The 13,009-nt window shown below is 45.5% G+C and carries 9 protein-coding genes and 4 tRNA genes; 9 read left to right on the forward strand and 4 right to left on the reverse strand.

Annotated features, from left to right (window positions below; translation table 11 throughout):
* Nucleotide 1: 1 nt before the first annotated feature.
* Nucleotides 2-2,293 carry a Tex family protein gene (locus HQN88_RS15325; protein ID WP_173113418.1) on the forward strand — a complete coding sequence of 764 codons (2,292 nt, stop codon included), beginning with the start codon at nucleotides 2-4 and terminating at the stop codon, nucleotides 2,291-2,293.
* Nucleotides 2,294-2,661: 368 nt separating this feature from the next.
* Here the strand turns inward: HQN88_RS15325 and HQN88_RS15330 are convergent, their stop codons facing one another.
* The 3 genes from HQN88_RS15330 to HQN88_RS15340 all read right to left on the reverse strand — a co-directional run bounded on the left by HQN88_RS15330 (nucleotide 2,662) and on the right by HQN88_RS15340 (nucleotide 4,135).
* Nucleotides 2,662-3,243: a hypothetical protein gene (locus tag HQN88_RS15330; RefSeq protein ID WP_173113421.1), complete on the reverse strand. Its 582-nt coding sequence runs from the start codon at nucleotides 3,241-3,243 to the stop codon at nucleotides 2,662-2,664.
* A 300-nt stretch (nucleotides 3,244-3,543) separates the two neighbouring features.
* Entirely contained in the window at nucleotides 3,544-3,708 is a 165-nt protein-coding gene (gene cmpA, locus HQN88_RS15335; protein ID WP_141692697.1) for a cortex morphogenetic protein CmpA, read from the reverse strand.
* 73 nt (nucleotides 3,709-3,781) lie between these two features.
* Nucleotides 3,782-4,135, reverse strand: a complete 354-nt coding sequence (locus HQN88_RS15340; protein ID WP_056608646.1) for a hypothetical protein — start codon at nucleotides 4,133-4,135, stop codon at nucleotides 3,782-3,784.
* 161 nt (nucleotides 4,136-4,296) lie between these two features.
* Here HQN88_RS15340 and HQN88_RS15345 point away from each other — a divergent pair, with 161 nt between their 5' ends.
* The 8 genes from HQN88_RS15345 (at nucleotide 4,297) to HQN88_RS15385 (ending at nucleotide 11,955) form a co-directional block, all read left to right on the forward strand.
* Entirely contained in the window at nucleotides 4,297-4,770 is a 474-nt protein-coding gene (locus tag HQN88_RS15345) for a SprT family protein (RefSeq protein WP_173113424.1), read from the forward strand.
* A 19-nt stretch (nucleotides 4,771-4,789) separates the two neighbouring features.
* Nucleotides 4,790-4,865, forward strand: a tRNA-Asn gene (locus HQN88_RS15350).
* 5 nt (nucleotides 4,866-4,870) lie between these two features.
* Nucleotides 4,871-4,959: transfer RNA gene (locus HQN88_RS15355), tRNA-Ser, on the forward strand.
* A 146-nt stretch (nucleotides 4,960-5,105) separates the two neighbouring features.
* Nucleotides 5,106-6,848, forward strand: coding sequence for a methyl-accepting chemotaxis protein (locus HQN88_RS37660; RefSeq protein WP_173113427.1), 1,743 nt, complete (start codon nucleotides 5,106-5,108; stop codon nucleotides 6,846-6,848).
* Between the two features lie 172 nt (nucleotides 6,849-7,020).
* A tRNA-Glu gene (locus tag HQN88_RS15365) sits at nucleotides 7,021-7,092 on the forward strand.
* A gap of 15 nt (nucleotides 7,093-7,107) precedes the next feature.
* A tRNA-Leu gene (locus tag HQN88_RS15370) sits at nucleotides 7,108-7,189 on the forward strand.
* A 276-nt stretch (nucleotides 7,190-7,465) separates the two neighbouring features.
* Nucleotides 7,466-9,652, forward strand: coding sequence for a glycosyltransferase (locus HQN88_RS38390; protein WP_274318755.1), 2,187 nt, complete (start codon nucleotides 7,466-7,468; stop codon nucleotides 9,650-9,652).
* 410 nt (nucleotides 9,653-10,062) lie between these two features.
* Nucleotides 10,063-11,955 carry a rhamnogalacturonan lyase gene (locus HQN88_RS15385; protein ID WP_173113430.1) on the forward strand — a complete coding sequence of 631 codons (1,893 nt, stop codon included), beginning with the start codon at nucleotides 10,063-10,065 and terminating at the stop codon, nucleotides 11,953-11,955.
* A gap of 42 nt (nucleotides 11,956-11,997) precedes the next feature.
* On the opposite strand, the gene HQN88_RS15390 is transcribed toward HQN88_RS15385, so the two are convergent.
* On the reverse strand, nucleotides 11,998-12,843 hold the full coding sequence (locus HQN88_RS15390; protein WP_173113433.1) for a helix-turn-helix domain-containing protein: 846 nt from the start codon (nucleotides 12,841-12,843) through the stop codon (nucleotides 11,998-12,000).
* Nucleotides 12,844-13,009 lie beyond the last annotated feature (166 nt).

Below are 13,009 nucleotides of genomic sequence, written 5' to 3' on the forward strand. Positions count from 1 at the left end.
TATGACTGTGGCAAATGTTGAGACGGATGGACGGAAGATAAACGTTGAAGGTCAAGCGACGGAGAATCAAGGAAAACCAAAAGCAAGTGAGTATGAGGAACCGAAGGAGAAGGTGCAGATTCCTGCGGAGAAGAAAGCGGAGATTCAGGAACGGATCCTGAAGCAAATCTCCGCTGAGTTGCAACTGCCTTCCGGTAAAGTGAAGACGACGATGGAACTGTTGGACGAGGGCAATACGATTCCATTTATCGCACGTTATCGGAAAGAGATGACGGGCGAGCTCGACGAGAATCAGCTGCGAGATATCGAGGAGCGTTTGCAATATTTGCGTAATCTCGAGGATCGCAAAATTGAGGTTGTTCGTTTGATCGATGAGCAAGGCAAGCTGACAGATGAGCTGCGAAGCTCGATTGAGCGTGCTGTGAAGCTGCAGGAAATCGAGGATCTCTACAGGCCTTACCGCCAGAAGCGGAAAACGAGAGCTAGCGTTGCGAAGGAGCGCGGTTTGGAGCCGCTTGCGGCATGGATTTGGAAGCAGCCTCGTCAAGGCTCGCTGGAGCAAGAGGCTTCGCGTTATATTAACGCGGACAAGCAGGTTGGAAGCGCCGCAGAGGCGATTCAAGGCGCGATGGATATCCTGGCGGAGAATATCGCAGATGATGCGAAAATACGGGCCTGGGTGCGTCGATTCACGCAGGATAACGGCATTATGCGGACAGAGGCTAAGGATGCGAAGGCAGAATCGGTTTATGAGATGTACTATGCCTACCAAGAGCCTGTGAAGCGCCTGCCGCCGCACCGTATTCTCGCGATTAATCGCGGGGAGCGGGAAGAGATTCTGAAGGTTGGTCTAGATGTTGGGCCAGATAAAATTCACGACTATATGCTGCGTCAAATCGTGAGAGGCGATTCGGTCGTAAGAGACGTGCTGCGCAACATTGTTGAAGACGCATATAAAAGGCTGCTAGCCCCATCCGTTGAGCGTGAGGTGCGCGGTGAGATGACGGAAGCGGGCGAAGAGCAGGCGATTAAGATTTTCGCGGAAAATCTGCGCAATCTCTTGCTACAAGCGCCGATTAAGGGCCATGTGGTACTTGGTGTCGATCCAGCCTACCGGACAGGCTGTAAGCTGGCCGTCATCGATGACACCGGTAAAATGCTTGAAATCGCCGTCACCTACCCAACCCCACCGAATAATAAGGTGGCGGAGGCGAAGGCGAAGTTCAAGCAGTTGATCAGCACATACAGCGTGGAGCTGATTGTGATCGGGAATGGGACGGCGTCCCGTGAAACGGAGCAGTTCGTAGCGGAGCTGATCGGTGAGATCAAGGAGCGGAAGCTCAAGTACTTGATCGTCAGCGAAGCGGGCGCGAGCGTGTACTCGGCGTCGAAGCTGGCGCAGACGGAGTTCCCTGAGCTCGACGTGGCCGAGCGCAGCGCGATTTCGATCGCGCGGAGGCTGCAGGACCCGCTCGCGGAGCTTGTAAAAATCGAGCCGAAAGCGATCGGCGTCGGTCAGTACCAGCATGACGTTTCGCAGAAACGTCTGGACGAGAACTTGAAGGCCGTTGTAGAATCGGCTGTTAACCATGTCGGGGTGGACTTGAACACGGCGTCCCCGTCCTTGCTTTCGTACGTGTCGGGGGTCAATGCGACACTAGCGAAGAACATCGTGAAGTATCGCGAGGAGAATGGCAAGTTCAGCTCCCGCCAGGAGCTGTCGAAGGTTCCGCGCCTTGGCGCGAAATCCTTCGAGCAGTGTGTTGGGTTCATGCGGATTGCCGGCGGCCGGAATCCGCTCGACAACACCCCGATCCATCCGGAGTCTTACGACGTGGTGGATCGGTTGTTCAAGGAGCTGCGCATCGAACTCGCGCAGCTAGGCTCTCAGCAGCTCCTAGCGCTGCTGCAGACGCTGGAGCCAGAGGAGCTGGCTCCTAAGCTTGGCGTCGGTGTCCCGACGATGCGGGACATCCTAGACAGCCTGCAGCGGCCTGGGCGGGATCCGCGGGACGAAGTCCCCGCGCCGATCTTCCGCACAGACGTGCTGCAGCTGGAGGACCTTGTGCCGGGCATGGAATTGACCGGCACGGTGCGTAACGTCATCGACTTCGGCGCCTTCGTCGATATCGGCATTAAAAACGATGGGCTGGTGCACATCTCCCAGCTCAAGAACGGCTTCGTGAAACATCCGATGGATGTGGTTTCCGTTGGAGATATCGTCCAAGTATGGGTGCTCAACGTGGACCAGAAAAAAGGCCGCGTAGGCTTAACGATGAAGAAACCACAATAGTAGGTTGATGAGAGAGCAGTTGATTAATTATTAATGGCAGTTGGGATTTAGGTCCCAGCTGCTTTTTTGCGTGAACTTTGCTTCATGGACGCTCATTCGCAGCGCCCGATCAGAAGTTTCCATAACTGATCGTGGTCGCTACAACTTTAACTGGATTTCCTCCATCTAATTTGCCTGTTCACCTCCACATGTACTGATTTAACTGGATTTCATGTAGCTAATTTCTGCGTATTTCGTCTAATTCGCCAATTTGAGTAGAAATAGATGGAGGTTTTCCAGCTAATCTCCCAAATAGATCGGATTCGCTAAATTTAACTGGAGGTTATACAGCTATTTGCTAGACGTCGAATTGAGTTGGTTGCACCCTCCTACTTCAGTACACCTCCCACTTCCTTCACCGAATAAGTCATCGTATACCGCTGACCTGCAACAAGGGAAAGCATGCCTTCCATCGAGAGGCGAATGAGCCACTCTGCCGCGATACGAATGTTCACATTGCACTCGGCTGCGACTTCTTGAAGCCGAACTTTGCCATTACGCCGATTGGCGATCTGGAGGATAAACTTCTTTCGAACCTCCCACACATCCGTCTCAAGCTCAGCGATGGTGGGAGGTTGTAATTTCCTTGAGACGATCCTTCTTTGTTCCAAAGGGATAACGTTGTTTCGACTCTGTTCCACTTGACCTACTTGCTTTCCAGTCTGTTGCACTTGATCTACTCCTTTCCCAGTCTGTAGCACTTGACCTACTCCTTCCCGATTCTGTAGTTTCCTAATCTGTAGCACTTGACCTACTCCTTCATAAACTACACTCTTCCTACTCCCTTGCTCCCGTCCTACGCTTTCACCTTCCTGCAACACCTGAAACCGATTCTCCAATCCCTTTTTCCAAAACAACCTACGATGCTTCTCGCGCATTCTGCGTAACCACTGACTACTATTTGTCTGCATGTAAATAAGCCCCCTGTTTCAAAATGAATACGCAAAAAAAGCACAAACGAACAGCAGATAAAACTGCTAGCTCGAGTGTGCTTCACTCAGGTATTTGTATTTAATTGTCGAGTTTATGATTACTACTTGTTACATTTATTTACAGTATAGAGGGCACATTTCAAATATGCAACTGTTTTTTCTTGTTCTTGATGTCGTCAGGTTCCTATACTTGTTATCACATGTTTACACGTTCAATCTGGGTTTTATGTACCGACTGGCAAAAAAGCCAGCACTTGTGGACAAGTACTAGCTTTCTCATCAAAATTTACGTTTGCTCGGTCCGTCCGTCGATTGGCTGTCGGGCCACTCCTCTTGTGAGCGGCGAGTGCGGTAAAAGTACCAGCTATCGTTCAATAATCGAATTTGTCTGCGGTTTTTGTTCTGGAAGGCACGCATTAATTGATTACAAAGCCATTGTGGCATATGCCCATCCCCTTCTTCGCCATGTACTTATAGCATATGAAGAATGAGGGAAATGGGTGCAGGTCCCGATTGTTTAGAGATCAAATTCCTCTTCGTACCATTGTTCGAGTTGAGCTTGCAACGCACGAATTTCAGTCAACAACGAGATCAGCGGGTACGATTTCTCTTGGATACCAGCGAACGTTTTCTCCAAACCATTGATGTAATCCAGGCCTTGGATCAGCGTATACGTCGTACCGATCAATTCCAAGTCGTCACACTCCGCAATTACACGTGGAAGCTGCGGCACATGGTCAGCGGTTAGTTTCTCTAATTCTTTGTGCAAACGTTGGTTCAAAGCCGTTAATTGATAGGAATAGGAGGAAGGCATTTCGACGAATTCCAGTTGTTGGTCAAGCTTCAATATCGCATAGCGCATTTGTGGCATGAGGTGGTTCAAATCCTTTCTGTATAGAGCGTTCGTTCTTCTTTTCTACTTGACAGTATAGCCGTACATACGGTACAAATTCAAGTAAGAACTTGTCTTTCAACGTATTTTGAGGTTTGTCATTCAAAGTACTAGGGACTTGTAATTGGGAGTGTTCGTAGATGGAAGATCAAGAGCTGCAGCAATGGATCGAGCAGATTTCTATGGAATCGTTTGGGAGACCCTTCGTTCACCAGGCGCGTTTTAACCGGAGATTGCGATCGACGGGTGGACGTTATTTTATGAAATCACATGATATTGAGATCAGTTGGAGCCAGTGGGAGACCTATGGGCGGGATGAAATCGAGAAGATCATCAAGCACGAACTTTGCCATTATCATTTACATATTTTGAAACGAGGCTATCAGCATCGGGATCAGGATTTTAAAACTTTGCTAGCCCAAGTCGGAGGTACCCGATACTGTCAATCATTACCGCGGCCCCGGGCGAAACAAGCCTATAAATATAGGTTAGAGTGCGTAAATTGCAAGACAGAGTATTATCGGAAACGTAAAATGGATGTGCGCAAATTTGCTTGTGGAAATTGCAGGGGAAAATTGAAATCGTATACACTTGACTTAACGGCGCCTTCATAATAAAATAAAACTTGTTCATTCCCTGATAGCTCAGTTGGTAGAGCACTCGACTGTTAATCGAGTTGTCACAGGTTCGAGTCCTGTTCGGGGAGCCATATATGGAGAGATACCCAAGTGGCTATAAGGGGACCCTCTGCTAAGGGGTTAGACTGCGTAAGTGGTGCGAGGGTTCGAATCCCTCTCTCTCCGTCACGAAATAAGTTCAATGGCATTCATGCCGTTGGGCTTATTTTTGTTCATACGAATCTCAACCAATTCTAACAATTTTCTAATAACTGTTAAACGTTTGTCCTCTATAGTGAATAAAAAAAAGCTTCACGATGGGGGAACTACCAGTGAGTCAATTATTCTCAATACGAGCGCGTCTTATCTTATTGCTGTTAATTCCTTCTCTGTTGTATTTAGGCACGAGTGTATACCTCCTGCAGGTAAACAAGTCCAATACGGATACACTGACCTCTTCCTTGTATGAGACAACGGAGAAGAGTGTATCGCTTATTCTGAACGCAGATCGGGACATGTACCAAGCCATGAACGCTTATCAGTTGCTGGTGTCTGGAACTTTGACTGCGGAGGAGAAAACGAACCAGTTGAAGGTGCTCAAAGACAATATTGATCAAACAAATACAAGGGTTGGGCAAGCAGTTACTATTTTAAAATCAAAGGAATTACTCCAAACGGCACATGCGGAGACGAAAGTGACGATTGAGCAAAGCGCATCGAGCTTCCAAACCTCCTTCGATCAGTGGGTTAAAGAAGCGAACACCGTTATTCAAGCGGGGAGTGTTGGCAAAGGCGTTTTGAATGAAGCGAAGCTGATGGCAACCTTTGAGAAGGGACGCGAAGGGCTGAACATTATTGGTGAAATTCTAGACACACATGCGAAGCAAAGCATTGTTGATATCGAGCAAGACAATAAAGAAACAGCCAAAGGCGTTTATATCGGCGTGGCGGTTATCGTCGTTATTCTTTTCGGAGCTGGCGGATTTGTGATCAGGAGAATCATGTCAGTAGTGGGGAGGATTTTGACCATTACACGTAAGGTATCTGCAGGAGATTTGCGTCATGAGGCTCAATTAACATATTCCAAGGATGAGCTGGGTCAGATTTCAGAATCGGTCGATGATATGGTTGCGAAAATGAAGGGACTAATCGGCACGATTGCACACAATACGCAATTCGTACACGATGCTTCCGTGGAGCTGTCGGACAGCTCCAAAGAGTCGGCTCACGCTGCTGAACATGTAGCTTCGAATATTCAAGAAATGACGCAAGAAGTCGAAGTGCAAGCAAGAAGCAGTGAAGAAACGAGCCGAGCTATTGAAGAAATGGCGATTGGGATTCAACGCGTTGCAGAGAACTCAAGCGTTATGGCAGATCACTCCTCTTTAACCTCTCAGCACGCAACACTCGGTAATGAACTGCTCTTGAAGCTGCAGCACCAAATCGTGAATATGTTGAGTTCAGTTGAACAACTCGCAGTTACAGTACAATCGCTGACTCGTAAGTCTGATGAGATTGGACTGATTGCTTCGAGCATCACAAGCTTCGCCAACCAGACCAATCTCTTGTCGCTGAATGCGTCCATCGAAGCGGCTAGAGCAGGTGAGCATGGTAAAGGATTTAATGTCGTTGCCCAAGAAATCCGCAAACTGGCTTCACAATCGATTGAATCCGCCGACGGTATCAATCAGTTGATCCACGAGACGAGAGTGGAGATTGCTAGCGTTTCCCAGTCGATGAATACGACGAAGCAGGAAGCAAGTGCAGGCTCACAGATGATGCAGGAAGTGAACCAAAGCTTCGAAACCATCATGCAATCCGTGACACATATCGTTACGCAGATTCATGAGACATCAGCCATAACCCAGCAAATGTCGGCTAGTTCGGAAGAGATTTCGGCTACGATGGATCAGTCAGCGTCAAGCTCGTCTCACATTCTGATGAGATCTCAGACAGTGGCAGCAGCCACAGAGGAACAGCTTGCGATGATGCAGAATATTGCTGCTGCGTCGGAACAACTAAAATCTGTTGTGGATACCTTGAACGAGTCTGTGTCCTATTTTAAAATTAAATAATGAGTTGAAAGGAGGAGTTCTCATGGTTTTAAAAGTATGGACATGGGGGCTCCTCCCTTAATAACTTTGACTAGTTCTTTTTCCAATAATTAGGCTTGTCAAAGAGCCTAGAATCCTTTATAATAACACTTGTCGTCCATAACGGGCTGAAATGTTCAATGACTTTTGTTATGGCCCGTTGGTCAAGTGGTTAAGACACCTCCCTTTCACGGAGGTAACAGGGGTTCGAGTCCCCTACGGGTCAGTTTATTCCTCTTATGCGGTCGTGGTGGAACGGCAGACACACCATCTTGAGGGGGTGGCGCTCACAAGGCGTGAGGGTTCAAATCCCTCCGACCGCATCCCAGCTTTACAATTTTGAAACCCTTACCTAGTAAGGGTTTTTTTCTATTTTATTACAGATGGAAGAATGCAATAATAATGGATTGCCCGTTACTTGACGCTTCGCTTAGGTAGTAATACTACAACTACCTATTTATTGGAGAAGTCAGCAAATACACAAGCCATAAATTAAATCTAGGAATATGAATGTATGAAATTCAACAGTAGAGGAGGGGGAACCTATTCTTGGCTCGAATGAGATCATTTCAAAAGTAGAAACGCCAGTTCGTCCCAAAATTTCAGTTATTGTCACTGTATTCAATACTGGGGAATTCCTCAGTAAGTGTTTGCAATCTATAATTAACCAAACCATATGGAGTGTCATGGAGTTAGTTATTATCAATGATGGGTCATCAGACCATTCTTCGGCAATTATTAAAGAGTTCGTGAAACAGGAACCTGAACGTATAATAAGTATACACTATGCTGAAAACCAAGGTGTAGGTAACTCTCGGAATGTAGGGATTGCTCAGTCTAGAGGCGACTATATCGGTTTCGTTGACTCAGATGATTGGATTGCTAACAATATGTTTGAGTTGTTGTATACGAAAGCTTTGGATGGGCATGACATGGTAATTTGTGATTATTTTAGTAGGTATGAAGACGAAGATCTGACAATTCCAGAGAAGGGATTTTCACAAGACGTCTTTACGCAAAAACAGGCTATTCTTTACGCACAAGTGGTTCCTTGGAATAAGCTCTACAAAAAGGAATTATTACAAAAAATTCAGTATTTGAATATTTGGTATGAGGATGTTGCATCAACCCCCATTTTGATCAGTCTAGCGAATTTACCAGCTTATTTGAATATTCCCTTATATTATTATAAAAGGTCTAGACCAGGTTCTATCGCAAATAGCAGCGGACCCAAAGTGTTAGATATTTTACGAGCCTGGGACCGTTTAATCGAACATGCAGATTTGAATAATAGTTTTAAAGAGGAAATTCTCTTTTTTGTAACCAAATGTATTAATTATTATATTGATTTCAAACCCGAGTATGCTGATCATTTCTGGGAATATGCAAGGAAGCATCGAGAACTATTAAGCGGTGGAGAGTACAATCGCAAAGCAGTTGAAACTAAAGAGATTCGTGACTTATTTGGTATATTTAATAATAGTACGCCAATGCATGCAACGAAGTATGAAACAAAATATGCAACTCATAAAAAACGAACCTTGAGAATCATACAAGTCATTTCACCAATCTGTAGCCCTGTATCAGATGTTGACTCAGCTGGAACAGAGAAAATGGTATACGAAATTACACAAGAATTGGTAAAACGTGGACATAGGGTTGTTTTATATGCTCCTAAGGGAAGTAAAGTTTCAGCAAAGGTAGTACCCTTCCCCAAATATTTCGAAGATCGACACTTACCCGCATTTATCCGTAAAACAAGACCTTCGAAAGTAGATCTAATTCATGACCACACTTTTTCATCAATTGTCAGATTAAGAAAAATGGGAGTTCCCGTGTTACCCACTCACCATTTACCTACCAATAGTGAATTCCATGATTCCGTTTATGTCAGTCACGCTGCTCGGAATAATGCCGGCGTCAATGGCCTAGTTGTACACAATGGAATCAATCCAGATGAATACGAGTATAGTGAAGGGAAAGATGACTATTTATTGTTTATCGGGAGGATACTCCCCGACAAAGGCGTCATTCATGCAATTGAAGTCGCTGAACGCAATCACCAAAAGCTAATTATAGCTGGACCTATTAAAGATGAAGAATATTTCCGGAACATTTTACTGCCCCGTATTAATAATAATGAAAAAATTCACTATATAGGCGCTGTTGCAAGCAAACAAAAGCAGGAGCTCCTTAAGAGAGCCCGATGTGTCCTCTTTCCGTCTATTTGGAAGGAGCCTTTTGGACTTGTTTTGATTGAGGCTATGATTTCGGGCACCCCCGTACTAGCGTTGAACAACGGTGCCGCCTTAGAGGTACTTGAAGGTTTTCCTCAGTTAGTATGTAATAGCATAGATGAACTTGCGCACAAAGCTTTACATGAGTCATTCCCGCCACCACATGTCCTAAGAGAATATGTGCTTTCCAAGTTTACGACTTCTACAATGGTGGACCAATATATCACGTTGTATGAACAGAAAATTAATGAATTTATGAAAAGACGAGTAAAGTTAAAACTGCTAAGAAGAAGAAAATTTAAATTGCGAAGAGGAAGAAGATTTAAATTGGTAAGAGGAAGAAAAAATTTAAAACGGCTAAGAAGAAGAAAAAATTTAAAATTGCAAAGAAGAAGAAATTTAAAATTACTAAGAAGAAATACAAAACTGCTAAAAAGAAAAAGATACATCTTAAAGAAAAAGATAACAGCCAAAAGAAGTGTAACAAAGCGAGTAAAAGCAAATAAAAGAAGTGTAAGAAAGCAAATAAGAACAACTAAAAGAGCATAAATAAAACAAAGGAACTAACTGATCTGGAGGAGTTCTTTACCAGATATGGTTTCTCTAGCAGGCGAGTATCGTAGCAGAAAGCCCGTATTAGATCAAGGGTTCTTGTTATGCTTATAGATATATAGACCAGTTCCTTTTCTTGGGAAGTGGTCTATTTGTTTTTATTCGAAGCAAGGGCTGTTACTTCTTACAAAGATATATGCCATAAAACAGCAGGATTGTGCAGGAAGTTAGCTATTGTCTGCATTAAATCTCTTATATTTTCACGATATAATGAGGAACGAAAAGAATTGTAAGCGCAATCAATGGACTGATAATCCATACGATCACAGGAGGTGAAACGGGAAGTTCGCAGATGGCCCGAGACAAAGTGATTGTAGATCAAAATTGACTACCTGGAGGTTGTAGAAATGTTTAAACATGCCAAGCAACTGATTAAAGCAACTTGCTTCATTACATTAAGCTCACTCCTCATTTCTTCTTTCGGTATCCAGACACCTTCCGCACATGCAGCGGTTGCTCGGCAAATGGAGAAATTAGACCGCGGTCTAGTGGCAGTTAAGGTCAGTACGGGCGTCCTCGTTAGTTGGCGACTTCTCGGTACGGAAGCAGCGAGTACTTCGTTCAACGTCTATCGAAATGGCGTTAAGCTCAACGCTTCACCGATCACGACAAGCACGAATTATCAAGATAATTCGGGTACCACGAGCTCCAGTTACACTGTCAAGGCCGTTGTTGGCGGCGTAGAGCAGACAGCATCAGCTGCAGCTACGCCATGGGCGAACAACTATTTGGATGTGCCAATACAGAAACCTGCGGGCGGGACTACTCCAGACGGTGTCAGTTACACCTATAACGCCAATGATGCAAGCGTTGGTGATGTGGACGGTGACGGCCAATATGAAATCATTCTGAAGTGGGATCCTACCAATTCCAAAGACAATTCACAGGATGGCTATACGGGTGAAGTGTTTGTCGATGCTTATAAACTGAATGGTACGCGGTTATGGCGGATCAGTATGGGGAAAAATATTCGAGCTGGCGCTCACTATACGCAATTCATGGTCTACGATTTGGATGGAGATGGCAAAGCGGAAATCGCCATGAAAACAGCCGATGGCACCAAGGACGGCACTGGCGTGGTCATTGGCAGTTCAACTGTGGATTATCGCAACAGTGTGGGGAGAGTTCTGACTGGACCAGAATTTTTAACCATCTTTGAAGGGGCGACAGGAAAGGCATTGACTTCAACGAGCTATGATCCTCCACGCGGCACAGTCGGCGATTGGGGCGATACGTACGGCAACCGGGTAGATCGTTTCTTAGCGACGGTCGCCTATCTGGATGGGCAGAAACCCAGCATCGTCATGGCACGCGGCTATTACACAAGAACGGTTCTAGTAGCGTACAATTGGCGTGGTGGAACGCTATCCAAGTTATGGACATTTGACAGCAACACCTCAGGCAACTCGGCCTATGCAGGGCAAGGGAACCACAACTTAACAGCCGCCGACGTGGATGGTGATGGCAAGGATGAAATCGTCTATGGCGCGATGACGATTGATGATAACGGAGCTAAGAAATACAACACAGCATTAGGGCATGGCGATGCCCTTCATGTCGGCGACTTGGATCCGAACAGTGCGGGACTTGAAGTATTCAAAGTGATGGAAAGTACTAGCGCTACCTATGGCGCAGCCGTGTGGAATGCGGGAACTGGCGCCATCAAGTGGGGAGTGAATACTGGCGCTGATACGGGAAGAGGCATGTCTGCTGATATTGACCCACGGTATGCCGGCGAGGAAGTATGGGCAAGCAACGGTGTTGGGCTTTATCAAATCAATGGTACCAAAATCAGCTCCACGACCCCTTCATCCATTAATTTTGGTATCTGGTGGGATGGCGATGTTTCCCGTGAGCTTCTTGATCACAATTGGGATGGCACGAATGGGGTTGGCCGCATTGATAAATGGAACTACACAGCTCTCAATACAACGACCTTATTAACGGCAACAGGAACTAATTCGAATAACTACACGAAAGGGAATCCAAGCTTGCAAGCCGATCTATTCGGCGATTGGCGTGAAGAGGTCATTTGGCGGAAGTCGGACAGCTCAGCTTTACGTATCTATGCAACGCCGTATGAAACAACGACACGCCTATGGACCTTAATGCATGATCCGCTTTACCGTCTGGATATCGCTTGGCAAAATGTAGCTTACAACCAACCGCCTCACACGAGTTACTATCTCGGAACAGGGATGGCCACACCAACGCAGCCGAATATCTATACCACACCATAAAGTGAGAATGAGAGAAGCGTACGGGGGAATCCGGCGCTTCTTTTATTCCATTCTTAACTGTTGAATGCGCTTTCTACATACAGCGGGGGATGTCCCATAGAAAGCAGAAAACTGGCGAGAGAAATAAAAGGGATGATTGAACCCGACTTCCTCCGCAATTTCGGCCATCGTTAGTGAAGTTGTTTCTATGAGCTTTCTAGCTTGGCGAAGTCGAATTTTATTTAACATGTCCATGACGGATTCACCGGTCTGTCTTTTAAAGAGATGGGCGAACCTAGAAGGGGATAAGTTAACCAACGCAGCCAGTTCAGCAACTGTATAAGGTTGATTATAATGTTGGGTAATCAGCGCTAACGTACGCGCTATGCGTGAATCGAGCGGATATTCGGGTTGCATGGCACTTTTGGACAGGAGAAGGAGGATTTTTTCTAGTGCGTTGATGGCGAATCTCTCTGAGTAGTGGTCTATTTCTTCGTTGTATTGAATTAAACTGTTGAAAGTGTTAGTTACCTGAAGCAATTCCTTTTCACAATTAAAACGAGCTAGTCGTATGCCTTTAATCACCTCAGGCAGCTGTAAAAGCGGTAACCATTCTTCCTTCGGGACAAAATGACACCAATAAAACTCCCAGAGGGTGTTCTCTGGCGTTCCGTAGAAATGGGGGGTGCCTGGTGTGATTAAAGTAACCTCATCCTGCTGGCATTCGTAGGTTTCTTTACCGTTGTTAAATAAACCTGTCCCCTTCAACGTCAAGGTCAAATAATAATCTTTTGTACCGTTGGACCGTTTAACCTTGTAGCCAAAGGATTGGCGATAATGGCCGGAAATCAGCCTTCCAGGGATTGTCGTTAAATTCTCAGTAGCAGAAAAGGACATGAATTCAGTCATACGCGAATCGCCCCCATTTCCCATTTAGTTACTAGTATAAAGGATTTTATGGAAAATTGTAGTGGTATAGGTTACAGAGAATAGCTCCTATTTTACAATTTCTTATTGCATAGATAACACGTAACAAACAATCACTCGCTAGTATTGTTTATAGGACAACTGAACT

It is taken from the genome of Paenibacillus qinlingensis (genome assembly GCF_013204845.1).
GTDB lineage: Bacteria > Bacillota > Bacilli > Paenibacillales > NBRC-103111 > Paenibacillus_E > Paenibacillus_E qinlingensis.

Bases quoted from the DNA above. Each gene is read 5' to 3' on its own strand.
- HQN88_RS15325 (WP_173113418.1), top strand. From the start codon at position 2: ATGACTGTGGCAAATGTTGAGACGGATGGACGGAAGATAAACGTTGAA.
- HQN88_RS15330 (WP_173113421.1), bottom strand. From the start codon at position 3,243: ATGCAGACAAATAGTAGTCAGTGGTTACGCAGAATGCGCGAGAAGCAT.
- cmpA (WP_141692697.1), bottom strand. From the start codon at position 3,708: ATGCCACAATGGCTTTGTAATCAATTAATGCGTGCCTTCCAGAACAAA.
- HQN88_RS15340 (WP_056608646.1), bottom strand. From the start codon at position 4,135: ATGCCACAAATGCGCTATGCGATATTGAAGCTTGACCAACAACTGGAA.
- HQN88_RS15345 (WP_173113424.1), top strand. From the start codon at position 4,297: ATGGAAGATCAAGAGCTGCAGCAATGGATCGAGCAGATTTCTATGGAA.
- HQN88_RS15385 (WP_173113430.1), top strand. From the start codon at position 10,063: ATGTTTAAACATGCCAAGCAACTGATTAAAGCAACTTGCTTCATTACA.
- HQN88_RS15390 (WP_173113433.1), bottom strand. From the start codon at position 12,843: ATGACTGAATTCATGTCCTTTTCTGCTACTGAGAATTTAACGACAATC.